Below are 24,780 nucleotides of genomic sequence, written 5' to 3'. Positions count from 1 at the left end.
TCTGTAACCGAAGAAGATGTTTATAGAGCAACCGCCTTGGTTTTTCCGTGCAATCTATCCCGACGCTATCTTCCGGATGGACCCTGACGAGAAGGCAGTTTACCTGACCTTCGACGACGGCCCCATTCCGGAAGTGACGCCCTGGGTACTGGAGTTGCTGGACAAACACAACATCAAGGCTACTTTTTTCATGGTAGGCGACAACATCCGCAAGCATCCGGATGTGTTCCATATGGTAGTGGAACGCGGACACCGCATCGGCAACCATACGTTCAACCACATCCGCGGCTTCGAATATCTGTCGGTAAATTATCTGGCCAATACAGACAAGGCCAACGAGCTGATGAAAACGGACCTGTTCCGTCCGCCTCACGGACACATGCGCTGGATGCAGTACATGACGCTGAAGCGCCACTATAAGATCGTCATGTGGGACCTCGTCACCCGAGACTACAGTAAGAAGCTCCGCCCGCCGCAAGTGCTGGCCAATGTGATGAGATATGCCCGCAACGGGTCTATCATTACCTTCCACGATTCGCTGAAGTCCTGGAACAACGGAAACCTGCAATACGCACTTCCCCGTGCCATCGACTTCCTGAAAGAGGAAGGATACGAATTTAAGATCCTATAATGGAAACGAAGATAAACAGTAAAGCCCTGAAAGCCGAAGCCTTGCGCCTCGGCTTTTCTGCTTGCGGCATAGCACCGGCCGGGCCGGTCGATCCCGTACACCGGGACTTTTTGAAGGAATGGCTGGACTCGGGCAGGCACGCCGAAATGGCTTATATGGCCAACCATTTCGACAAGCGCTGTGATCCGGCTCTGCTGGTCGAAGGCACCCGTTGCGTAGTCTCCGTCGCCCTGAACTACTACCCCGCTACCCGGTTACCCGAGGACGAGTACCAATTCGCATGGTATGCCTATGGGATGGATTATCACGACCTCATGCGTGAGAAGCTGACCGCCCTGTTCCGCTTCATACAGGAATCAGACGTACCGGAACTGGACGGACGTGTGTTCTGTGACACCGCCCCCGTACCCGAACGCTATTGGGCCTGGCGTGCCGGCCTCGGATGGATCGGGAAGAATACCCAGCTGATCATCCCCCGTGCCGGATCTGCCTTCTTCTTGGGAGAACTCTTCCTGAACACGGAAGCCGACACATACGACCGCCCCCGGCCGAATCGCTGCGGGACGTGTAACCGCTGCCTGCAAGCCTGCCCCACGCAGGCTTTAGAAGCCCCGTACGGCCTGGATGCACGCCGTTGCCTTTCATACCTCACTATAGAGAATAAAGGCGAAATTCCGGCCTCTATTTCCCCTCTGATGGGAAACCGTGTTTATGGATGTGACGAATGCCAGAAAGCTTGTCCCTGGAACCGGTTTGCCACTCCTTGCCGGACACCGGAGCTGCAACCCTCGCCGGAGTTTATGAATATGAAGAAAGAAGACTGGCAACAACTAAGCGAGGAGAAATACAGAACCCTCTTCAAAGGCAGTGCCGTGAAGAGGGCTAAGTATAGCGGACTAATAAGGAATATAAAGCAGATGGAAGACTAAAAGTCGGGCTATGACCGGTTCTTCAAAGCCTTTCGCTCTTCACTGGTCAGTCTTCTTCCCACCTTCTTCACGTAGCCCAATTATTATCCGCATGTTCTCGCTATATCATCTACCTGCAGCCCCCTCCCGACATAGCGATCGTTTTGCTGACGCCAGCAAAATGATCGATTATTTGTCAGGTAACTCTTTTATTTCACCGTTACCGTCAGCGGATTACGTATCTTCCGGGCAAAATCGGCCATATAGGCATTCCAGGCAGCAGCGTCTTTTATATCGGCTTTATCCCAGGCAGCTCCCCAGTAATAAGTAAAGTCAGCTCCCGGTTCATACTCGCTGATAGCCAGCACATGCCCGTCGGCACCTCCGCGCAGCTCTTTCTTCTCTTTCTCCGGGAACAGAACAGGTTTCGCCTCCTTCACCAAAGTAGGGAACGCAGCACCCACAAAGATTTTACCGTTGTCATTACCGGCATTATCCGTCGGGTCCACATAAGTGATGTATCCCTCTGCCGCATTCGCCACCACAGCTCCATCGGGTTCATGCAATACGATGCCGACGGCCAGAGGCATTGTCTCTTTCAGATTGGTATAAGAAACAATCGTTTTGTTCAGATGCGAACCCGCATCCAACGTAATCACACGTGTTTCGATCACGCCGGAGTCTCCCCTTACCACCAACGGATGATACACCAGTCTCACAGTGAAACGCAACGGACCATTATCCAGTATCTCCTGGGTAGCGTAACAATACGGATAAATAATTGTATCACCTGCCATTAACGCAGCTGTGCCCCCTCCCAGAGTAGGACCGACCTTATAACAGTCCAGTCCGTTGCCATGGTCCACATGATAAGAAACCGACCGGTAAAGCTCCTGCGCGGCTTTAGGATCCGTCTTCCCGAGTTCTGCTATTTTAGCTTTTGTATCCGGGTTCAGTTCGCCTTCATAGCGAGCTTCCACCACCGGATCAGTGGTGTTGTACTTCGTCCAGATATCATATCCGAAAGCACGCTCTCCGGTTTCCTGTAAAGCAGGTCCGTAGGTACGGAAAGCCACCAAATCGTTCTCCCAGGCCACGTCATCCACCCGTTCGGGATAATATCTTCCGCAAGCCTTCACCGGACACTCCTGGGGAATACCCGCCTTTATCGTGTAAACAGTCGAACCATTCGCCTGTACACTGACCGGAAATATCACTTTCTCGTCGGAAGTTATCTGATAGGGTACTTGCTGCCCTTCGGCATCCACCACGACTATCTGCGCGGTATCGGGTAACTGCAATTTAGAGGAAACCTCGCTCATGGATACTTCTGCCATCTCACCGTCACGTTCCAGCGAAGTGGCATTGGATACCGTAACAGAAACCGACTTACCCGCTTCATTACAAGCCAGACACAACAAAGCGAGTGCGGCAAAAAGAAAAACTTTCTTCATTGATTCAATTGTATTGATCAGATTCATTTAGGTTGTTTACCGATATAAGCCAAAATACCGCCATCTACATAAAGCACATGACCGTTCACGAAATTCGAAGCATCCGAAGCCAGGAATACGGCCGGTCCCATCAGGTCTTCCGGTGTTCCCCAACGGGCAGCAGGAGTCTTGGCTATAATGAATGAGTCGAACGGATGGCGCGAACCGTCCGACTGCACTTCACGCAAAGGCGCCGTCTGAGGTGTGGCGATATACCCCGGGCCAATGCCATTACACTGGATATTGAACTCACCATACTCGGACGCAATGTTGCGGGTGAGCATCTTCAGCCCGCCCTTGGCAGCGGCATAAGCAGATACTGTCTCACGCCCCAGCTCACTCATCATCGAACAGATATTGATGATTTTTCCATGCCCCTTCTTAATCATTGAAGGAATCACGGCTTTCGACACAATAAACGGGGCATTCAGGTCCACGTCAATCACCTGCCGGAACTGCTCCGCTGTCATCTCACACATCGGGATGCGCTTAATGATACCGGCATTATTTACCAGAATATCAACCACTCCGACCTCTTTCTCGATCCGTGCAACCAAAGCATTTACCTGCTCCTCACTCGTGACGTCGCACACATATCCACTGGCCTCAATCCCCAGTTCCTTATATGCAGCCAGCCCCTTGTCGACCAGCTCCTGACTGATGTCATTAAAAACGATCTTCGCGCCTGCCTCTGAGAAAGCAGTAGCCAACGCAAAACCGATACCGTAAGATGCACCCGTGACCCATGCCACTTTGCCCTTTAATGAAAAGTTTACCATACTTATAATGTTTTAAAAAAACTCATCTCACTTCCATTCTCTAAAAAGAAATATTCATATCAAACACCTTATTTCAAGTCCGTGATTAACGAAAAATCCTGGTCACCATAATCAAGGTTCTCACCCCCCATGCCCCAGATAAAAGTGTAACTGTGAGTTGCCGCTGCCGAATGAATGGACCATTCCGGTGACAATACTGCCTGATCGCCCTTCATCCATACATGACGGGTTTCGTCAACCTCACCCATGAAATGGCATACGGCATGCTCCTCCGGTACCTCAAAATAGAAATAAGCCTCCATACGGCGGCTGTGAACATGTGCGGGCATCGTATTCCACACACTCCCCGGAGCCAGTTCGGTCATTCCCATCTGCAACTGGCAGGTAGGTAGCACCTGGTTTACAAGCATCTTATTAATATTGCGGTGATTCGAGCCTTCCAACGTACCCATTTCAGCAACCACCGCATCGGCTTTCGTTACTTTCTTATCTGGATAATTGCGGTGAGCGGTCAGCGAATTAAAATAAAATTTAGCAGGATGTGCGGCATCTACACTCTCAAAAGTTACTTCCCGATCGCCCGAACCCAAATAAAGCGCCTCTTTATAAGCTAACTGAAATATCGCATTCCCCGCTCTCACAACGCCGGGACCTCCGACATTGAAAATACCCATTTCACGACGGGTCAGGAAATAAGGAGCTTTCAAAGGATCGATAGCTTCCAACTTCAACACTTCATTTACCGGCATGGCTCCGCCCACTACCATACGATCATACATGGAGTATACCATATTCACTTCATCGGCCGAAAAAACCTTCTCTATCAGGAAATCTCTCCGGATTCTCTTGGTGTCATAGCTTCTTGCGTCTTCCGGATGGGCAGCATAGCGAATCTCATAGTTTGTTTTCATATTTCTTATTTATAAGTTTACATTAGGTGCCGCTCAGACAAACATCGTTTGCGTACACGACACAAAAATAAGAAAAGAAAACGGGATTTGAGAATAAATTGCGCCCAATTATCCTGCACAGATAAATAACATTAATCTTTTGGATAATTAGGGCTATAAAGTAAAGTCTGATCTCTTACTACCAGCTTTCCATCTTTTACAAAATCTGTTCCCCTCTCTTGCAAGTGACAAACCATTGCTTTACGCATCTCAGCCAACCGGTCTGCATAACGACTGTCTCCAAAAAGATTCTTCCGTTCTCCGGGATCTGCACTTAAATCGAACAATTGCTCTTCGCCCGTATGAATAAACCAGATATACTTCATTTTACCGTCAGTAAGCGCACACCAATAATTATCGGCACTATAGCAGGTGGCATGTTCCAGATCAATATATTTCCGCCAGCCATCATTATTTCCTGAAACCAGTGCAACCAAAGACTTGCCGTCCATATCATCCGGTACCGTTCCCCCTGCAAGTTCGATGAAGGTAGGCAAAAAATCACGTAACTCTACCGGCTGTTCTATTCGTTTTCCTTTAATAGCCTGTGTAGTCATGGCAGAAGGCCATTTTATAATATAAGGAATCTTCGCCGAACCTTCATAGGCATAGGTTTTCCGCCAATGATAATGGTCACCCAACATATCACCGTGGTCGGCCGTATAACAAATAATTGCGTTCTCGTACATTCCTTTCTCTTTCAGGGCCTGAATAATCTGCCCAATCTGATCATCAATAAACGTCACATTCGCATAATAATGGCGTCGGGAATTGACAGCGTATTCTTCTCCTAAATTCGCGAAAGGGGCGTCTTTCGCAACCTTTTCCGGATCTTTACGTTCAGCATACTTTCCACACCAATCCCCAACAAACGGTACAGGGATATCTGCCTTTTCATACATATCCAAATATCGCTTCGGAGGATCATACGGACTATGAGGGCGGGCAAAAGAGACTTTCAGGAACAGCGGCTGATCACTTTCATAATTCCGTATTAATTCACAGGCTGTTTGCCCCGTCCAGGCCGTAGGATGTAATCTTTCCTCAAGTTTATAAGTTCCGGCATTATGATTGTTCCACCCGATTCCCGTTAAATCCGGGTTCTTCCCGGGCGCCTGCAACTGAAACCATTCCCGATAGTCACTAATAAAATCACGGGTTTCACTACGCCCGCTCTCGTCTACCAATGTAGCATGAAAGCCATGCAAGGCTTTCTGTGGAAACCAGTGCATCTTCCCTATTCCAAAAGTATAGTAGCCCAAATCGCGCAACATCCGGGGCATTTCATATTTATATTTGGAAGCGACCTTTCCATACCCCAACATCCCATGGTGCCATGGAGACATCCCCGTAAGCAAGCCGGCACGCGCGGGCGTACTACTGGGGGCAGAACTATAACCACATACAAACAAGCTGCCTTCCTGAGCCAACTTATCTATGTTAGGAGAAATGACGGCTTTATTCCCCATGCAATGTAAAGCATCTCCACGATGCTGGTCACTCATAATAAAAATGATATGTGGTTTCCCTCCTTTTGTGGCAGGAGCCTTAGAGGAGCCGGACGAATCATTGTTTGACTCTTGGTTTTCACCATTAAATGCATAAGTCAACGGAGAGGTTGCCAAGCCTGCTCCTACAGCAAGTGAACACTTCAGAAAATCGCGACGTTTCATTGATTATTAGATTTTAGTATTAACGAATAGGCAAAAATAGGCAAAAAGAAAGAGAAAGAAGAAAATTTTTTCCCCAATTTACCCACTCATACGGAAAAAGTATTTCCATCTTCCATCTTCCACCTTTTTGTAGTTTACCATCTGATATTCCGCAATTTATCATGGTGGAAGATCGTCTTTTTAGGCTATCAATCTTCCACCCTTATCTTCCATCTTCCACCCTCCATTTTTGGCAGAAAGCATATAGTAAACTGCTGTTATATAGACATATAAAGTTAATTCCCTATCTATTTATACCTTGAAAAGTATTTCATTTTCCTTGCTATCTTTTATATAAATGGTCAAGGCTCTATCTCGTCCCGCATACCCGTGCCAATGGGCACGCATACCAAGGCTAATGGGCACAGGTACACGGGCTAATAAGCCTGCGTACACAGGACGAGATAAAGAACGTACCATCTCAATTAATTATTAAGGTAAATAGCATAACATGAATAGGAGATGATGGATAATACAAGCTGACCTAAAGGAAACTCGGCCATACAAAAAGAAAAATGCCTTGGAAGTAATTTACTTCCAAGGCATTTGGGGGTTGTCCTACCAAGATTCGAACTTAGACAAACAGAACCAAAAACTGTTGTGCTACCATTACACCATAGGACAAGCTCATGCGCTTTCTGTTAAAAAGCGATGCAAAGATAATGCCATGCAAGTTATTTTCCAAATCTTTTTAGACTTTTTTGTATAATAAGTCTCGTTAGCCGCAGCTAATTGCTACCTTTGTACTTACAGAAATCAATAAAGTAAACGAATAAATTCAGTAAGTATGAGAAAACTTTTTGTATGCATTGCATTGGGTCTCACCACGCTTACCGGCAATGCCGCATCACCGCTATGGATGCGTGACGTACAGATTTCGCCGGACGGAACAGAAATAGCATTCTGTTACAAAGGAGATATTTACAAGGTACCTGCCGGAGGAGGGGTAGCCACCCAGCTTACAACACAACCATCGTATGAATGCACACCGATTTGGTCACCGGACAGTAAGCAAATCGCTTTTGCCAGTGACCGTAATGGCAATTTTGACATTTTTATAATGCCGGCGACAGGAGGTACGGCACAAAGACTGACTACCAATTCTGCATCCGAACTCCCTTCAACTTTTACACCGGACGGAAAATATATTCTATTTTCAGCATCCATCCAGGATCCCGCACAAAGCGCCATGTTCCCGACAACAGCCATGACAGAGCTCTACAAGGTCCCTGCAAACGGAGGACGTACGGAACAGGTGCTGGGCACCCCGGCCGAAGCAGTTTGTTATGCAACATCGGGGGAATTCTTCCTTTATCAGGACCGTAAAGGTTTTGAAGATGAATGGCGGAAACATCACACTTCGTCCATCACCCGTGACATCTGGATGTACAACACTCAAACAGGAAAACATACCAACCTGACCAATCACGCCGGAGAAGACCGCAACCCCATCCTTTCACCGGACGGAAAAAGTGTATATATATTAAGTGAACGCGAAGGCTCGTTCAATGTCTACAACTTCCCATTGGACAACACACAGTCTCTTAAAACGGTGACATCTTTCAAAACACATCCTGTGCGTTTCTTGTCAATGAGTCATGACGGAACATTATGCTATGCGTATGACGGGGAAATATATACTCAAAAAGGTAATGCCACTCCACAAAAAACGGACATAGACATTGTCCGCGATGATCAGGATAAAATAGCAGACCTGACTTTTACAAACGGAGCGACATCGGGAACCGTATCGCCGGATGGAAAACAGATTGCGTTTATCGTACGGGGAGAAGTATTTGTGACCTCGACAGATTATGCCACCACAAAACAAATCACCCAAACACCTGCACGCGAAGCCGGACTCACTTTCGCCCCGGACAACCGTACCTTGGCCTACGCAAGCGAACGTAACGGCAACTGGCAACTTTTCCTGGCTAAAATAGCCCGTAAAGAGGAGGCCAACTTCCCGAATGCCACTATCATCGAAGAAAAAGTGTTACTGCCCTCCACAACCGTGGAACGGGCTTATCCGCAATTCTCACCGGACGGTAAAGAACTGGCGTTTATAGAGGACCGCAACCGCTTGATGGTAGTTAATTTAGACACGAAAAAGGTTCGCCAGATCACCGATGGATCCACTTGGTTCAGCACCGACGGAAATTTCGACTACCAATGGTCACCTGACGGAAAATGGTTCACACTCGAGTTTATCGGTAACCGGCATGATCCATATTCAGACATAGGATTAGTGAGTGCACAGGGTGGCAGCCCGATCATCAACCTGACTAACAGTGGTTACATGAGCGGATCTCCCCGTTGGGCACTGGACGGCAATGCCATCTTGTTCACGACCGAACGATATGGGATGCGTGCACATGCTTCCTGGGGTTCACAAAACGATGCCATGCTGGTATTCCTCAATCAGGATGCTTTCGATAAGTTCCGTCTGAGTAAAGAGGATTATGAATTGCAGAAAGAACTGGAAAAGGAGCAACAGAAGGATAAAGAAAAAGCTTCTGCTAACCTGAAAAAAGACAAAAAGAAAGATCCCAAAGCAGAGACTGAAAAGAAAGACGAGGTAAAAAACATCGTAGTGGAGCTGAATGGGCTCGAAGACCGTATCATCCGCCTCACTCCCAATTCTTCGAATCTGGGCAGTACCATCATCTCAAAAGACGGTGAAACCCTCTACTATCTGTCAGCATTCGAAGGTGGATTTGACCTATGGAAAATGGATCTCCGCAAAAAAGAGACCAAGCTGCTTCATAAAATGAATGCCGGATGGGCTTCTATGAATATGGACAAAGAAGGAAAAACCCTGTTTGTCCTGGGAGGCAACACCATGCAGAAAATGGACCTCAGCGGAGAGACTCTGAAGCCGATCAGCTATAAAGCAGAGATGAAAATGGATTTAGCCGCAGAACGAGAATATATGTTCGACCATGTATATAAGCAGCAGCAGAAACGTTTCTACAACACCAACATGCACGGAGTAGACTGGGATGCCATGTCTGCTGCTTACCGCAAATTCCTGCCGCACATCAATAACAACTACGACTTTGCCGAATTGCTGAGCGAATGGCTGGGTGAACTGAATGTATCGCATACCGGCGGCCGCTTCTCTCCATCCATTCCGGGAGATGCCACAGCCAGTTTGGGAGTGCTTACAGACTGGAATCACAAAGGAAAAGGTGCATTGATCATGGAAGTGATTGAAAAAGGGCCGTTCGATCACGCCCGCTCGAAGGTGAAAGCCGGAACTGTCATTGAAAAGATCAACGGGCAGGCAATAACTCCCGAAACAGATTATCTGACGTTACTGAATGACAAAGCCAATAAGAAGACGCTTGTTTCGCTATACAATCCGCAAAACGGTGAACGGTGGGAAGAAGTAGTAATCCCGGTCGGCAACGGAACCCTCAACAATCTGCTTTACAAACGCTGGGTGAAACAACGGGCGGCCAATGTAGACAAATGGTCCAACGGACGTTTGGGATATGTACACATACAGTCGATGGGTGATGGCAGTTTCCGTTCCGTCTACTCGGATATTTTAGGAAAATACAATAACCGCGAAGGTATCGTTATAGACACCCGTTTCAATGGTGGTGGCCGCCTTCACGAAGATATCGAAGTATTGTTCAGCGGCAAGAAGTATTTCACTCAGGTTGTTCGCGGACGCGAAGCATGCGATATGCCCAGCCGCCGATGGAACAAACCATCTATCATGCTGACATGTGAAGCCAATTACTCGAATGCGCACGGTACACCATGGGTATACAGCCACCAGAAATTGGGTAAATTGGTAGGTATGCCCGTACCGGGAACTATGACCAGTGTTTCATGGGAACGCCTGCAAGACCCATCTCTGGTATTCGGTATTCCTGTCATAGGCTATCGACTCCCGGATGGAAGCTATCTGGAAAACACACAGTTGGAGCCGGACATTAAAGTTGCCAACTCACCGGAAACAATCGTCAAAGGTGAAGATACGCAATTGAAGACGGCAGTAGAAGAATTACTGAAAGAACTCCCGGCAGATAAAGCAGGCAAGCATTAATCTGCCACTCCACAAAGAAAAAGGATGTCTCACAGGGTCAATTTGCCTATTACATGGCACCCCCTTTTGAGACATCCTCTTTTTTATATTAAAGTTTCACTCAACCCGCCCCCTGAATGAAAGGCGGAAAAGAAAACTCCTTATTTAGCGATAATCAAATAATAGTTTTTCTTACCACGCTGAACCAACAGATACTTTTCATCAAGCAGATCAGCAGTAGTAATCACCTGATCAAAAGCAGCCAACTTCTCTTTATTCAAAGAAACACCGCCACCCTGAACCAGTTTACGCATTTCACCTTTTGAAGCAAATACAGCAGCATTGTCAACGAACAGGTCAACTGCTTTCACTCCCTCTGTCAATGCATCACGTGAAATCTCAAATTGAGGAACACCTTCGAACACAGCCAGAAGTGTGTCTTCGTCCAGCTTTCTCAACGCATCGGATGTAGCATTGCCAAACAAGATATTAGATGCATCTACCGCAGCATTATAATCCTCTTCAGAATGAACCATCACAGTTACTTCCTTTGCCAAACGTTTCTGAAGTGCTCTCAAATGCGGAGCTTCATTATGTTCAGCAACCAACCCGTCGATTTCTGCCTTATCAAGCGAAGTAAATATCTTGATATAACGTTCTGCGTCAGAGTCACTCACATTGAGCCAGAACTGATAGAATTTATAAGGAGATGTATAACGAGGATCCAACCAGATATTACCGGATTCTGTCTTACCAAACTTTCCACCGTCAGCTTTGGTAATCAACGGACATGTCAGTGCATAAGCCTCACCACCATTGGTACGGCGAATCAACTCAGTACCGGTAGTGATATTTCCCCACTGATCGGAACCACCCATCTGCAATTTACATCCTTTGGTTTCATAGAGGTGAAGGAAGTCATAACCCTGCAACAACTGATAAGTAAACTCTGTAAACGACAATCCGTCACGGGCTTCACCGTTCAGGCGCTTCTTTACTGATTCCTTAGCCATCATGTAGTTTACAGTGATGTGTTTACCCACTTCACGAACAAAATCCAAGAAACTGAACTCCTTCATCCAATCATAGTTGTTCACTAATTCGGCTCTATTAGGAACATCAGATTCGAAGTCCAAAAACTTAGCCAGCTGCTTCTTGATACAAGCCTGATTGTGGCGTAAAGTCTCTTCATCGAGCAGATTACGTTCTGCCGACTTACCCGAAGGATCGCCAATCATACCTGTTGCACCACCAATCAAAGCCAATGGTTTATGGCCGCAACGCTGGAAGTGTCGCAAGATCATCACACCGCATAAGTGTCCGATATGCAACGAATCGGCTGTCGGATCAATACCCAAATAAGCAGTAACCTGTTCTTTCGCCAATAACTCTTCTGTGCCGGGCATCATGTCATGCACCATTCCACGCCATCTTAGTTCTTCTACAAAATTCATCGAATGATAATAAGTTTTAAAGTTTAATTAGGGCAAAAGTACGACTCTTTATCGGAACAAGCAACTCTTATTGCCTAAAAAAGACGTTATTAATGTTTTGCTGTACTTGTTGCATGAGTTTGCAAACAGGCATCTCCAGAAGTAAAGCAGCTCGCTCATAAAGGCTATGGATATCTATCAGACTTTCATCTGTCTCCAGAAACAAGTATTCCGAAGGTATCTGTCGAAGCGCTTCCTCCTGATACTTCTCTCCCAGTGAAAGATAAATTCCCTCCCGGATATATTGCAGAGCCAATTCTTTTTTCCCGCGGAAACCATGTATAATCCAGGGGTTAGAAGGCTGCATTTTCCTTTTAAAGCGGATAATTTCATCTGCTGACCGCACTGCATGAATTACTAACGGATATCCCATTTCGTGTGCAAGTATAGCCTGCTTCTCAAATGCTTCTTGCTGCAACACATAGTCCGTCTGTGCCAACTTGTCGAGACCTACTTCGCCAATTGCAAGAACCTGAGGAGAATGGATAGCTGACAACAACAGTTCCCACTGGCGGACGAAACTCTCACGGGTCAGGTACCAGGGATGAATCCCCACAGAATAGTAAGCACCGGCCAGCGGAATAAATTCTGCCGGCTGACAATTTTGTATTGCCTGCCCCGGTTCTGCAGGCAGCCGATGTGTATGTATATCCAGAATATTCATAAATCACTAAGGAACGGGATCATACCCAGATCCACCCCACGGATGACAACGAAGTATCCGCCTGACGGCAAGATAAAGCCCCTTAAAAGGACCATGTTTCTTAATCGCTTCAATAGCGTACTGCGAACAAGTAGGCGTAAAACGACATGAAGGAGGGGTCATAGGCGAAATACAAGCCCTGTAAAAGTATATGGGAAGCAATAATATATATGAAAGCAGACGTTTCATACCAATCTCTCGCTGATACGGGCCAGCAGAGTCTTCATTTTCTCCTCTATTTCGGCCGAGGACGTTAATTCGTCCGAAAGATAGATGAAAGCAATAGCCAACTGTTGCTGTTTATCGGTTAAAGTCTGCAATAGTAGATGCTTATGCAACCGGTACGCCTCACGCAATTGGCGTTTCACCCTGTTCCGCTTTACCGCGCGTTTAAATCGTTTCTTCGAAACGCTCAATAAAACAGATGCCTGAGCATCCTGATTTTCCACAGGCATATACACCACACGCAACGGAAAGATGGAAAACGACTTAGAGCCGCCTGCAAACATCTTCTCAATCAGAATCTTACTATTCAGCCTTTCGGCCTTGCACAGGGTATTTGCCATAATAATTATAAACGGCAAACAACAAACAGTAAACAATGCTACAGATAAATATGCCTGTTCATTGTTTACCGTTTGCTGTTCACCGTTTCATTTATTTTCCTTTATTGTTTTCCTTAATAAACAAATCGAGAGCAGCCGTCATTGAAGGAGACTTCACATTAGGTGCTTCCAAATCCAGACGAAGTCCTGCATCACGAACAGCCTGTGCTGTTGTCGATCCAAATGTTCCGATCTTGATATCCTTCTGATCGAAATCAGGGAAGTTCTTTTTTAATGAAGAAACTCCCGCAGGGCTAAAGAATACCAGCATGTCATAATCAAACTCCTCTCCTTCCATAAAGTCGTTACTAACAGTACGATACATTACGCATTCGGTATGCTGAATATTATTCTTATCCAACAGATTCTTCACGTCATCGTTATGTACATCCGACATCGGAACGAGATATTTCTCTGTTTTATGCTTCACAATCGAAGGAATCAAATCTTCAATCTTACCCGTAGCTCCGAAGAAAATCTTACGCTTACGATACTGCACATATTTCTGAATGTAAAGAGCAACAGCTTCTGTTACACAAAAATACTTCATCGTCTCAGGGATCGTCACACGTAACTCCGTACATAAATGGAAGAAATGATCAATCGCATGGCGTGAGGTAAATATAACAGCCGTATGATCAAGAATCGATACTTTCTGTTGTCTGAATTCTTTCGCAGAGACGCTCTCAACCTTGATGAAGGGGCGGAAATCTATTTTTACACCATACTTTTCAGCAATGTCGTAATAAGGAGATTTCTCTGAAGCAGGCTTAGGCTGCGACACTAATACTTTCTTAATTTTCAACGTCCTAAAAATTTATTATCAAAACATTATTTAGCTGAATCAGACCCTGATAGACTATTAAACAAGGTATGATTTCAAGGGCACAAAAGTATAAAATTAAAAGGAAAACCCCATAAATATTACAGGAAAAAAGCTTTAGCCACTTGTAAAACATCAATATTTTAGTAAAAATTACCAAAATGCAACCAATTGAAACTAAAAAGGTAACATTCAGATCAAAATAAACCAGAAACAAAACAAACGGAAATAAAGCAAATCCAAGGTAGTAAATCAGCGTAGAATAAGACTCCAGCCATATATCTGTTTTACTTTTGTCAAAAAACACCCATCCCAAAAACGAATATATAATCCACTTGAATAAAAAATAGAATATGCACACAGCAACATAAACTCCCAAGAGCACATGAGGCGAAACGCGCTCCATCAGTGAGGGCCGGACATCATTAAAATAGTTAAAGATACATACACCTCCAAGAACACAAGTCTGCACAGTCAACAATAACAGATAACGCATATCAGCTGCTGTAGAGGAAGCGAAAATACTTGTTCTTTCACGATGCAACATAAAATCTTTAACTTGTTGCAACAGGAATTTCTTACTGCGCACCAATACATACGAAGAAATAAAGAAACATCCCAGCAGTATCATTGCCAACCCGTCATCCGTCCTTGGAGAGTAAGGGATCGATATGCCATCCACTCCCGTAACTGTCTCGCTCACCGTCTGTAAATCAACCGCCGCCAATGTATCTTTCGGAACACAAGCTTCATGGAAGGTCTGCGGCAAAGTATCTGCCACCTGCACACCGACAGAGTCCTGAGGAGAAATCATATAGCAGCAAACTTACGGATGGAACTGTCCCATACGGGTATTGAATAAACCAGATCCACAGCCTCTTCCGGAGTATGGGCTACATGCCAGATATCTCCATGCTGTTTCCTCATGAAATTACCGTCTATGGCTTTGTCGAGCATTGTCAACAAAGGATCGAAAAAGCCATTGGTATTCAATATCACGATCGGTTGAAGATAAAGCCCCAACTGTTTCCAGGTGATAATTTCAAGTAACTCTTCCAGGGTCCCGCATCCTCCGGGCAATGCAATCACAGCATCACTCTTTTCAGCCATCAGTCGTTTACGTTCGTGCATACTGTCCACCTCGATAAGCTCCGTCAGGCCGGTATGATGCCATCCTTGTTCTACCATAAAGTGAGGGATCACTCCGGTCACTTCGCCTCCGTTCTGTAATACGGCATCAGCCACCGACCGCATCAGCCCTATATTTCCCGCTCCATTTATCAAACGGATATGCCGGGTTGCCAACAACTGTCCTAATCGCACAGCTGCATCAAAATAAATCTGATCTATTTTCGTACTTGAAGCACAATATACACATACGGAAGTTATTTGGTTCATTTCTTGCATGGGTTTGGTTAAACACGATGCAAAAGTACCAAATTTCAAGGAGAAAAGAAGAAGGCCGCCTTGTTTTCTCCCCATATGGGATAAAAACAAGTACGGCCCCCTATAATAAATAGCTGTAAAGCTACGCTGATTACAAACCGAAAGCTTCTTTTACTTTGTCCACATAGTCAAGTTTTTCCCATGTAAACAACTCTACCTCCATAGTCCGGTCACCTTCATAACGAGAGTGGAAATGCTTAGTCACTACCTGAGGTTCACGCCCCATGTGTCCGTAAGCAGCCGTTTCACTGTAAATCGGATAACGGAGTTTCAAGCGATCTTCAATAGCCTTTGGCCGGAGGTCAAACAACTCATCAATCTTTTCGGCGATTTCACCATCACTCATTTTCACATTACTGCGGCCGTATGTATTTACATAAATATTAATCGGACGCGCCACCCCGATAGCGTAAGAAACCTGTACCAACATTTCGTCGGCAACACCGGCAGCTACAAGGTTTTTAGCAATATGACGAGCAGCATAAGCAGCACTGCGGTCTACTTTACTGGGATCTTTACCAGAAAAAGCACCACCACCGTGAGCCCCTTTACCACCATAGGTATCAACAATAATCTTACGTCCGGTTAACCCTGTATCTCCGTGCGGACCGCCAATAACGAATTTACCGGTCGGATTTACGTGATAAACAATATTATCATTGAACAAGGCAAGAACCTTCGGGTGATTGATAGACGCAATGACACGCGGCATCAATACCTCAATCACATCTTTCCGGATTACCGCCAGCATCTCTTCATCCGCCTTCAGTTGGGCAGCAGCAGAACCATCAGCCGGCAATACAAATTCATCATGCTGTGTTGAAACAACAATTGTATCAATACGCACGGGAGTACCGTTATCGTCATATTCAATAGTTACCTGGCTCTTTGCATCCGGACGAAGATAAGTCATTTCTTTACCTTCCCGGCGGATATCGGCCAATACAAGAAGTATTCTATGTGCCAGGTCAAGCGACAACGGCATATAGTTCTCAGTTTCGTTGGTTGCATAACCAAACATCATTCCCTGGTCGCCTGCCCCCTGATTCATAGGGTCCTCACGTTCTACACCACGGTTGATGTCGGCACTCTGTTCATGAATGGCAGAAAATACACCGCACGAATTACTTTCGAACATGTATTCGCCTTTCGTGTAACCAATCTTTTGGATCACTTCACGTGCTATCAGTTGTAAATCAACATAAGCACCTGTTTTCACTTCTCCCGCAAGTACCACCTGTCCGGTAGTCACTAAGGTTTCGCAAGCTACTTTCGAACTGGGATCGTAAGCCAACAGTTTGTCAAGCACAGCGTCCGATATTTGATCGGCCACTTTATCGGGGTGTCCTTCAGACACCGATTCGGATGTGAATAAATATCCCATAATAAAATTATGAATTATGAATTATAAATTATGAATGCGGACAGAAATCAAAAAGAGTAGAAAACGCATACAGAAGGGAATGTTGTTTTAGCATTTTTTTCTGTGGTTGCAAGCTACTCAAATCTTTCCACACTTCATTTCGTTGGCAAAGGTAGATAATATTTTGGATTTATTGCTACTTTTGCTTCGTATTAACAGACTATCTTATGAAAAATAAACTAAAAACCGCTATTACACTATTGGTGTATATTGCTGTCACAGTGGGTATTTATGCCTTTATTTGTTATCTGAGCCATCAACCGTTTGACGACCTGCGCATATTGTATGCCGTATTGATCGGCTGTGTGGCTTACCTTCCACGGCATTTGATGATCCGTAAATTACGAAAGAACCAGAAATAGCTCTCTGATTGTTTTATGAAGTACCGGATGGACAACGTCCGGTGCGATTTCGGCAAGCGGCTCTAAAACAAATTTTCGTTCGTCCATCAATGGATGAGGCAATGAAAGCCTTTCGTCCTGTAATATCTTATCACCATAAAGCAAGAGGTCAATATCAATCAGACGGTCGCTATATACCCCATCATGTGATTTATGTAAACGCCCTATTTCCTGCTCTATCCGTTGGGTCCTTTCAAGTATATCGAAAGGAGACAGAGATGTCTCCACTCCCGCCGCAGCATTCAGAAAGTTATTATCAGATTGAAATCCCCAGGGGGCAGTAGCATAAAAAGCGGACAGGGAAATCACTTTCCCTATCCGCTCTTCTATTTTCTGTACAGCGACACGAAGATTCAACTCCTTATCACCCAAATTAGTACCTAATCCCAGATATATTCTCATCACTTATCCAAAATCAGCATCGCATCTCCATAAGTACCAAAACGGTAGCCTTCTTTCAATGCTATGTGATATGCATCCATTACCTGCTCGTAACCACCAAAGGCAGCCACAATCATCAACAGAGTAGAAAGTGGCATGTGGAAGTTGGATACCATAGCATTAGCCACTGTAAAATCATACGGCGGGAAAATAAACTTATTCGTCCATCCTTCATATTCCTTCAAATGCCCGTCTGTGCTCACCGTGCTTTCAATGGCGCGCATCACAGTTGTTCCCACAGCACATACATTCCTACCAAGATCCTTGGCACGGTTCACAATCTTAACAGCTTCTCCGGTTACGAACATCTGCTCAGAGTCCATCTTATGCTTTGTCAGATCCTCCACGTCGATGTCACGGAAGTTACCGAGCCCTGCATGCAATGTGATATACGCAAAGTCTATGCCCTTTATCTCCATACGCTTCATCAATTCGCGGCTGAAGTGCAGACTCGCAGTAGGTGCTGTCACGGCTCCTTCGTTTTTAGCGAAAATAGACTGGAAACGTTCTGCATCTTCTTCTTCCACCGGACGGTTAAGAATTGTATGCGGCAGCGGAGTTTCACCTAACGCATACAATGCTTTTTTAAATTCGTCATGAGGACCGTCATATAGAAAACGGAGCGTACGTCCGCGTGAAGTAGTATTATCAATTACCTCAGCCACCATTGAATCGTCATCACCGAAATAAAGCTTATTGCCTATACGGATTTTACGTGCCGGATCCACCAATACGTCCCACAAACGCAGCTCTTCATTCAGCTCACGCAGTAAGAACACTTCGATACGTGCACCGGTTTTTTCCTTATTTCCGTACAAACGGGCAGGGAATACCTTGGTATCGTTGAATACAAACACGTCTTTATCATCAAAATAGTTCAGGATGTCCTTAAACATCTTGTGCTCAATCTCTCCCGTACGCTTGTGGAGTACCATCAAGCGCGATTCATCCCTATACTTTGTAGGGTGCAAAGCAATCTTTTCTTCGGGTAACTTAAATTTAAATTGCGACAGTTTCATGATAATAATGTGCGTTTATTAATTATTTTATTTCTTACTTTTCTATTTCAATCAGATATCTCAACTTCCTGCTGATCTATCCATTCTGCAAATTTTGCAGGATCCAGGCATTGCTCCAACTTTATCTCCCCCACACGGGTACGTATCAATCCGGTCAGATGTGCACCGCTTTGCAAGGCTTCCCCGATGTCGCGTGCCAATGCACGGATATAAGTTCCCTTGCTGCATACCACCCTGATCTTAATTTCCGGTAAGTTACATTCCAGCAGTTCTATCTCGTCAATCACCAGCAATTTGGGCTTCAACTCCACTTCCTGACCTTTACGGGCCAAATCATAAGCACGCGCACCATCTACTTTGCAAGCCGAGAATGCCGGAGGCACTTGCTGTATTTCACCAACAAATGTTTTCAACGTCTCTTCCACCAACTCCCGGGTGATATGCTCCGTAGGATAGGTAGCATCAATCTCATGTTCCAGATCGTACGATGGAGTAGTGGCACCCAACTGAATGGTAGCAATATATTCCTTTGTATGATACTGAAATTCCTCTATTCTCTTGGTAGCTTTACCTGTACAAACAATCATTACCCCTGTTGCCAGCGGATCGAGTGTACCTGCATGCCCCACCTTCAATTTCTTCACTTTCATCCGTCGGCAAATATGGTACCGGGCATGCCCTACGACCTTAAAAGACGTCCACCCCAACGGTTTATCAAAATAAAGTACTTCTCCTTCTTTAAAATTCATCCGTTACTTATTGCAATTGTGAAACAACGATGGTGACCACTCCTGCTATTGCACAATAAATAGCGAAATAAATCAGTTTTCCTTTTTTGACAATATTAATCATCCACTTGCAAGCCAGGCACCCTGAGACAAAAGCGGCAATAAAACCCACTATCAGTGACAAAGCCGGAATATCTCCCGCAATAGCCTCACCTTTTATCATCTTCATAGCATCCAGCAAAGCTTCTCCCAATATAGGCGGTATCACCATCAGGAAGGAGAATTGCGCCAGTTTTGCTTTATTATCACCTAATAATAAACCTGTAGCAATTGTACTGCCCGAACGAGACAGTCCCGGCAATACGGCACAAGCCTGCGCCAGCCCAATGATAAACGCGTCTTTCATCGAGATGTTCTCTTTCTGACGTGGTTTTGCATAATAAGAGAACGACAGCAAAGCAGCCGTAAGCAACAGCATGCAGCCAACAATCAGCAATCCCGAACCGAAAACAGCCTCAACTTCATCCTTGAAAAACACACCGACGATACCAATAGGAATCATCGAAATTAAAATATTGATCACATAACGTGTTTCGCTGTTCATCTTAAACTTAAACAGGCCACGGAATATCCAATCTATTTCTTTCCAGAGAATGACCAATGTACTGAACACGGTTGCAACATGTACTACAATGGTAAATGCCAGATTCTCTTCTCCCTCTATACCAAACAAAGCCGAGCCAATAGCCAAATGCCCGCTACTGCTCACCGGTAAATATTCAGTCAGTCCCTGAATCAATCCAAGGATCAGTGCTTCAAACCATTCCATCCTGTTTTATTCTTTTGTTTTAGGTTTGCGCATTACGCCATATATCATAAAGATAAAACCCAGGAAGCAAACCACCGGAGCCACTTTAATTCTTCTCACACTGAAAATATCCGCCTGAAACACCGCTTCCGACGATGAAGGTCCTGTCATCAGGATAAAACCCAAGATAACCACTGCCATGCCGATGGCAAGCAAAATGAAGTTCGTTTTATCGAAGGCAAATTTCTGTTTATCACCCATTGTTATTTACAATTAATTTATTTACATCTATAAATCCGGAACTACACGTAGTACAGCGTGCTTGCTTTCATTCTCAGATATTTATTAATAGAAAGATAAGCACACAAGAAAGTGATGACCACTCCGAATACCAGTACTGCACCCGATACCAACAACATGACTTCAGGTGTAATCACCCGAATTAATTCCGGCTCGTACGACACAAGCCAATAAGCGGCTCCCATCAGGATTGTATCTGCAATAAAAGCAGCTAAAACCCCACTCCATATATTTCTTTTCAAAAATGGCCGACGGATAAATCCCCAGCTTGCTCCCACCAGTTTCATAGTATGAATCAGGAAGCGTTTTGAATAAATAGCCAGCCGGATCGTATTATTAATCAGCGCGAAAGAGATAAATGTCAGCATAATGGCCAATCCCAGCAGCACCAAGCTGATGTTACGTATGTTTTCATTGACCGCGTCAATCAGATCTTTCTGATATAACACATCTTGTATGTTGGTATTCCTTTTAATCAATTTCTCAATCTTCGCGATACTGTCAGAGTTCGCATAATCAGAATGCAATTTAATCTCTATTGAGGCCGTAAACGGATTATACCCTAAAAACTCTTGTGGATCGGTGCCCATAGCCTCGGTCTGCTCTTTCAATGCTTGTTTCTTTGAAATATATTCCGTCTCTTTCACGAAAGGTTCATTATTCAGCCGTTTCTGAAGCTTCAGAATATCCGTTTCTTTCATATCATCGCTGATCAATACAGAGAAATTTATATTTTCGCGTACATAAACAGACAAGTTATTGGCTGCCAACACGAAGAACACCACAAGCCCCAGTAACAGCAATACCAACGTGGTACTGATGCTGGAAGTTATGAACTGCATATCAAAATATGACACAGCGTTATTTCTGCTTTTACTCTTCATCAGCGTTTCTTTCTGAATACATAAATCATTGAACTGCTTCGTTCCTTTTTGGCCTGGGCACTCAACCAAGCCGCCGATCCGGTCCACATACCTTTTGCAAAAGAGTAAGCACTCCCTTTATGTTTCTCAGTCAGCATCGACACATAAAAAGCATCGAATGGCATCGGATGACGGGCTGCCAGGATAAATCCATGTTTCGACCCAAACTGCTGAATCGTGGCAGGCGTAAAATGCCATAAATGACGGGGTACATCATAAGCAGCCCAATATTTCCCATATTTCATTGCATCGTATGACGAACAATTGGGCACAGCCACTATCAAGACACCTTTCTCGGTCAATAATTCGCGCAACAACTCCCACGTTTCATCCAGATGCTCCAAATGTTCCATAACGTGCCACAGCGTAATCACATCAAAAGAACCGGGAACGAACCCTTTCAATGCAGACTCCGGCTTTACATCCAATCCGAAATGTTCGCGGGCAAACCCACGGGCCTGCACACTCTTTTCCACGGACTCCACTTCCCATCCCCTATTCTGCATCGTATGGGCAAAATAACCTGTTCCCGTACCAATATCCAATATTCTACCGGTTTTACGATGCGACTCTTTCATGACCAAACGTGCCTTACGACCAAGCATATACTGACGTACATGGTGGTAAATAGCATTCATGGCACCTTTCTTCGTGTCCGAATGGGAAATATAATCAGGTGTTTCGTAATATCTGCCTATCTCCGCCTCTACCGGGACTCCTTGTGTAAAAGTAAATCCGCAATCTTCGCAGGTGTACAAGTCAAACTGTTCACCGGAGGCATAAAAATCAGTACAGGTCATAGCACATTTCAAATGTGTGCTCCCACATAGCGGACAGGCATTTATAGTGAGTTTATTCATTGGTTTTATCTGCATATTTAAGCGTACCCCGAAACGTCAGGACACACTCCACCCGAATTTGGTGCAAAATAACAAATAAAAAGTGACGGATAGGCATTTCCTTAAGGAGGTTTAACAATAATGGCAAGGCAACTGTTCGTTCATAGCAATCATTCCCACTTCACATCTCCTTTTTCATAAGTAAATATACGCTCCGCCGTCTTTCCTTTCCAGCGGCAGTTCTTCAACATCAACAATGCTCCCCGGGGTACTTTCTCAAATACAAGATACCCTTTATGATCGGCTTGCTTACGCTCCACAGTTTTCCAACCATTGTTCCAATATCTTAACTCAAATTCATCCGGACAGAACAATTGTGTTTTCAGGTAAGAAGTCATTCCAATATGACTGACCATATACTCTTTTCCCAGATCTATATCTACCAGCCTTTCTGCCACCCTACCTCGATAGCCCGTCGCCCCCAAACCATCGGTTATCATCCCGGGCACTTCATTCCTTCCGGTAGCCCTCATCGGAGTAATTATCCTCACATTCCCGATCCGTCCTTCCTCCGTATAAAAAGAAAGCTCCCCCAAAGCAATGCTATCCGACGGTAATAATAACCTTACAAAGCGGTAAGGTAATCGTGCGGACACCTTCCGTACAACCGGCTCCAGAGCCAGCGAGTCCGTCCATCTGCACAGTTCCTCTTCTGATTTTCCATCAAGTAATCCTACTATCCGGCTTCCTTTCATACACCCCAGATATTCCCTATTCTGATCATAAGCCGGCGCTCCCGTCACCATCCTCACGGCAACCTCCTCTGTTTCTTCATTTCCGCTCAGCTTCTCCATCGTTCCGTCATTCCGCAATCTGAAAGGTTCTGCTGCGGGCAATAATCCCCCCCGCTTGTAATAAACGGGTAGATAAACCATGTCCTTACCCATTTCCCGAAAGACAGCCCTCCCGTTTTCTATCTTTGCCCACTGCACAGGGTGCCAGTCCTGATATCCGAACACAGCCAAATACGCATATTTCACCCCTTGAGGCGCCTCACCTGTCAACTCCACCGTTACGTCGGCCGTTTCAAAATACTCCGAAGAAACATCCACCTTTTTCACACTACGAAATAGCTCCGGAATATCAGCTTTATCCACCTCTACATCTGCCAACGGTCCTTCAATATGATTTGAGTAGGTATATCTGTATACCTTCGGAAGGCGGAATCTTCCCCAAAGCTCATCATCATCCCGGTTATTATAAATCCGCTTATATTTCCAGCGATCATTATCCCAAAACGCCTCAAAAGCATGCGATTCCCCGTCTATTAGCACCACATTCCAGGTATGCGAATTATTTCGGTTTCCCCATGCCGGAACAAAGTCAATGGCAACCGGAATCCCCAACGATGATAATAACAAAGAGTTATACCAACAGCGCTGTGCACATAACCCATGACGCATCTTCTCAAAAGTCGCCGCATTCCATATCGGAATCTTCGTCCCCCAAAAACCGGAATGAGTCAGATACTTATATTCGTATAACAACGAATCGATCTCTTGTTGCCAATCCTTTCCCTCTTTCACAAAATACTTTCCCTGATGCCGTTTGTTGAACTCCCGGCGTGCATTGTCAATCGATAAGCCATTCTGTCGCCTATAAGGCAGTATATACTCACAAAAGTCTTCAAACGAACAGTTTCTTGAATGCACATTCTCCACCCATGCCCGAAATGCCAGATCAATTTCCCGGATTAAATCTTCCGCCTTCATGCGGGTAATATCATAGTTAAGTTCCTGCCTCACCCGATGTCGATTACTAAAATCTTTCCAAAGACTATCTACCTGTTTCCCCCATTCCGTTCCTACCCGATAGCCATACTTTTGTCCCAATGAATCATAAGCCTCGTAAAAAGCAGAACAATCCTGCTCTACTATCGGATTAGCTCCATAACTTCCGGGCATATTGCCAATCAAGAAGCGTGCCGCCTCCAGCTTCCGGCCATCTCCTTCATAATGCTTCAGCACCGCTTCAAGTTCATTACGGTTATTGCCCGAAAGGGATAAGGCCTCCTCCACTTGCCTGTCCCGATCCCCACATGAGGAAACAAGGCAAAACAAACCGATCGCTATAAATATTCCACTCCTTTTCATTCTATTTTTTTAGCAATAAACTCTAAATAGCATTGTGTCAACTCAAGGTGGTCCTTAAGAGGATAAAAAGAAAACAATATACTAATTGTACCTTTTTTCAAAGTATCGCTACAACAATCCATATAAGAAAAAAGTTACTGACAGCCAGTCCTATTAATACTAT

Annotated in this window: 24 protein-coding genes and 1 tRNA gene; 4 read left to right on the top strand and 21 right to left on the bottom strand. The window is 45.0% G+C overall.

Annotation, left to right across the window (positions count from 1 at the left end; translation table 11 throughout):
• Positions 1–16 precede the first annotated feature (16 nt).
• The gene (locus DBK98_RS04070; protein ID WP_032535596.1) at positions 17–631 is read left to right on the top strand and encodes a polysaccharide deacetylase family protein; all 615 of its coding nucleotides are present in this window, start codon (positions 17–19) and stop codon (positions 629–631) included.
• Positions 631–1,560: a tRNA epoxyqueuosine(34) reductase QueG gene (gene queG, locus DBK98_RS04065; RefSeq protein WP_032535593.1), complete on the top strand. Its 930-nt coding sequence runs from the start codon at positions 631–633 to the stop codon at positions 1,558–1,560. The genes DBK98_RS04070 and queG overlap by 1 nt, the downstream gene beginning before the upstream one ends.
• 188 nt (positions 1,561–1,748) lie before the next feature.
• Here the strand turns inward: queG and DBK98_RS04060 are convergent, their stop codons facing one another.
• The 5 genes from DBK98_RS04060 to DBK98_RS04040 form a co-directional block, all read right to left on the bottom strand.
• The gene (locus DBK98_RS04060) at positions 1,749–2,993 is read right to left on the bottom strand and encodes a DUF4861 domain-containing protein (RefSeq protein ID WP_032535601.1); all 1,245 of its coding nucleotides are present in this window, start codon (positions 2,991–2,993) and stop codon (positions 1,749–1,751) included.
• A gap of 23 nt (positions 2,994–3,016) precedes the next feature.
• Positions 3,017–3,811 carry a gluconate 5-dehydrogenase gene (locus DBK98_RS04055; RefSeq protein WP_005812384.1) on the bottom strand — a complete coding sequence of 265 codons (795 nt, stop codon included), beginning with the start codon at positions 3,809–3,811 and terminating at the stop codon, positions 3,017–3,019.
• A gap of 68 nt (positions 3,812–3,879) precedes the next feature.
• Positions 3,880–4,722: a 5-dehydro-4-deoxy-D-glucuronate isomerase gene (kduI, locus tag DBK98_RS04050; RefSeq protein WP_005779680.1), complete on the bottom strand. Its 843-nt coding sequence runs from the start codon at positions 4,720–4,722 to the stop codon at positions 3,880–3,882.
• 131 nt (positions 4,723–4,853) lie between these two features.
• Positions 4,854–6,434 (bottom strand): arylsulfatase, encoded by a 1,581-nt coding sequence (locus DBK98_RS04045; protein WP_032531388.1) that lies wholly within the window; start codon positions 6,432–6,434, stop codon positions 4,854–4,856.
• A gap of 592 nt (positions 6,435–7,026) precedes the next feature.
• Positions 7,027–7,097: transfer RNA gene (locus DBK98_RS04040), tRNA-Gln, on the bottom strand.
• A 163-nt stretch (positions 7,098–7,260) separates the two neighbouring features.
• Here DBK98_RS04040 and DBK98_RS04035 point away from each other — a divergent pair.
• Complete coding sequence (locus DBK98_RS04035) at positions 7,261–10,533, top strand: S41 family peptidase (protein ID WP_032535592.1); 3,273 nt, start codon at positions 7,261–7,263, stop codon at positions 10,531–10,533.
• A 140-nt stretch (positions 10,534–10,673) separates the two neighbouring features.
• Here the strand turns inward: DBK98_RS04035 and tyrS are convergent, their stop codons facing one another.
• The 8 genes from tyrS to metK form a co-directional block, all read right to left on the bottom strand.
• Positions 10,674–11,966 carry a tyrosine--tRNA ligase gene (gene tyrS / locus DBK98_RS04030; RefSeq protein ID WP_005779687.1) on the bottom strand — a complete coding sequence of 431 codons (1,293 nt, stop codon included), beginning with the start codon at positions 11,964–11,966 and terminating at the stop codon, positions 10,674–10,676.
• A gap of 67 nt (positions 11,967–12,033) precedes the next feature.
• Positions 12,034–12,669, bottom strand: a complete 636-nt coding sequence (locus tag DBK98_RS04025; protein WP_022012692.1) for a TatD family hydrolase — start codon at positions 12,667–12,669, stop codon at positions 12,034–12,036.
• A gap of 6 nt (positions 12,670–12,675) precedes the next feature.
• Complete coding sequence (gene yidD, locus DBK98_RS04020) at positions 12,676–12,897, bottom strand: membrane protein insertion efficiency factor YidD (RefSeq protein WP_005779696.1); 222 nt, start codon at positions 12,895–12,897, stop codon at positions 12,676–12,678.
• Positions 12,894–13,274: a ribonuclease P protein component gene (gene rnpA, locus DBK98_RS04015; protein ID WP_005779698.1), complete on the bottom strand. Its 381-nt coding sequence runs from the start codon at positions 13,272–13,274 to the stop codon at positions 12,894–12,896. Before rnpA ends, yidD begins: the two co-directional genes overlap by 4 nt.
• Positions 13,275–13,365: 91 nt before the next feature.
• The gene (locus DBK98_RS04010) at positions 13,366–14,118 is read right to left on the bottom strand and encodes a uroporphyrinogen-III synthase (protein WP_005779700.1); all 753 of its coding nucleotides are present in this window, start codon (positions 14,116–14,118) and stop codon (positions 13,366–13,368) included.
• Between the two features lie 4 nt (positions 14,119–14,122).
• Positions 14,123–14,950: a DUF4271 domain-containing protein gene (locus tag DBK98_RS04005; RefSeq protein WP_032535591.1), complete on the bottom strand. Its 828-nt coding sequence runs from the start codon at positions 14,948–14,950 to the stop codon at positions 14,123–14,125.
• Positions 14,947–15,534, bottom strand: coding sequence for a TIGR00730 family Rossman fold protein (locus DBK98_RS04000; RefSeq protein ID WP_005812396.1), 588 nt, complete (start codon positions 15,532–15,534; stop codon positions 14,947–14,949). The genes DBK98_RS04005 and DBK98_RS04000 overlap by 4 nt, the downstream gene beginning before the upstream one ends.
• A 139-nt stretch (positions 15,535–15,673) precedes the next feature.
• Positions 15,674–16,966, bottom strand: coding sequence for a methionine adenosyltransferase (gene metK, locus DBK98_RS03995; protein ID WP_005812398.1), 1,293 nt, complete (start codon positions 16,964–16,966; stop codon positions 15,674–15,676).
• A gap of 206 nt (positions 16,967–17,172) precedes the next feature.
• Between metK and DBK98_RS03990 the strand changes: the two genes are divergently transcribed.
• On the top strand, positions 17,173–17,367 hold the full coding sequence (locus tag DBK98_RS03990) for a hypothetical protein (RefSeq protein WP_032531385.1): 195 nt from the start codon (positions 17,173–17,175) through the stop codon (positions 17,365–17,367).
• On the opposite strand, the gene folK is transcribed toward DBK98_RS03990, so the two are convergent.
• The 8 genes from folK to DBK98_RS03950 form a co-directional block, all read right to left on the bottom strand.
• The gene (folK, locus tag DBK98_RS03985; protein WP_032535590.1) at positions 17,347–17,808 is read right to left on the bottom strand and encodes a 2-amino-4-hydroxy-6-hydroxymethyldihydropteridine diphosphokinase; all 462 of its coding nucleotides are present in this window, start codon (positions 17,806–17,808) and stop codon (positions 17,347–17,349) included. The two genes, DBK98_RS03990 and folK, sit on opposite strands and share 21 nt — an antisense overlap.
• Positions 17,808–18,866 carry a tRNA preQ1(34) S-adenosylmethionine ribosyltransferase-isomerase QueA gene (queA, locus tag DBK98_RS03980; protein WP_005779710.1) on the bottom strand — a complete coding sequence of 353 codons (1,059 nt, stop codon included), beginning with the start codon at positions 18,864–18,866 and terminating at the stop codon, positions 17,808–17,810. The genes folK and queA overlap by 1 nt, the downstream gene beginning before the upstream one ends.
• A gap of 47 nt (positions 18,867–18,913) precedes the next feature.
• On the bottom strand, positions 18,914–19,615 hold the full coding sequence (gene truB, locus DBK98_RS03975; RefSeq protein ID WP_005812404.1) for a tRNA pseudouridine(55) synthase TruB: 702 nt from the start codon (positions 19,613–19,615) through the stop codon (positions 18,914–18,916).
• A 7-nt stretch (positions 19,616–19,622) separates the two neighbouring features.
• Entirely contained in the window at positions 19,623–20,423 is an 801-nt protein-coding gene (locus DBK98_RS03970; RefSeq protein ID WP_005812416.1) for an undecaprenyl-diphosphate phosphatase, read from the bottom strand.
• 6 nt (positions 20,424–20,429) lie between these two features.
• Positions 20,430–20,663: a DUF3098 domain-containing protein gene (locus tag DBK98_RS03965; protein WP_005812418.1), complete on the bottom strand. Its 234-nt coding sequence runs from the start codon at positions 20,661–20,663 to the stop codon at positions 20,430–20,432.
• 41 nt (positions 20,664–20,704) lie between these two features.
• Positions 20,705–21,586 (bottom strand): ABC transporter permease, encoded by an 882-nt coding sequence (locus DBK98_RS03960; RefSeq protein WP_005812419.1) that lies wholly within the window; start codon positions 21,584–21,586, stop codon positions 20,705–20,707.
• Entirely contained in the window at positions 21,586–22,485 is a 900-nt protein-coding gene (locus DBK98_RS03955) for a bifunctional 2-polyprenyl-6-hydroxyphenol methylase/3-demethylubiquinol 3-O-methyltransferase UbiG (protein ID WP_032535589.1), read from the bottom strand. Before DBK98_RS03955 ends, DBK98_RS03960 begins: the two co-directional genes overlap by 1 nt.
• 149 nt (positions 22,486–22,634) lie before the next feature.
• Complete coding sequence (locus tag DBK98_RS03950; RefSeq protein WP_032535588.1) at positions 22,635–24,617, bottom strand: hypothetical protein; 1,983 nt, start codon at positions 24,615–24,617, stop codon at positions 22,635–22,637.
• Between the last annotated feature and the right edge of the window lie 163 nt (positions 24,618–24,780).

Source organism: Bacteroides sp. PHL 2737, from assembly GCF_004115325.2.
GTDB lineage: Bacteria > Bacteroidota > Bacteroidia > Bacteroidales > Bacteroidaceae > Bacteroides > Bacteroides hominis.
This window is presented reverse-complemented; position numbering and strand designations above follow the sequence as displayed.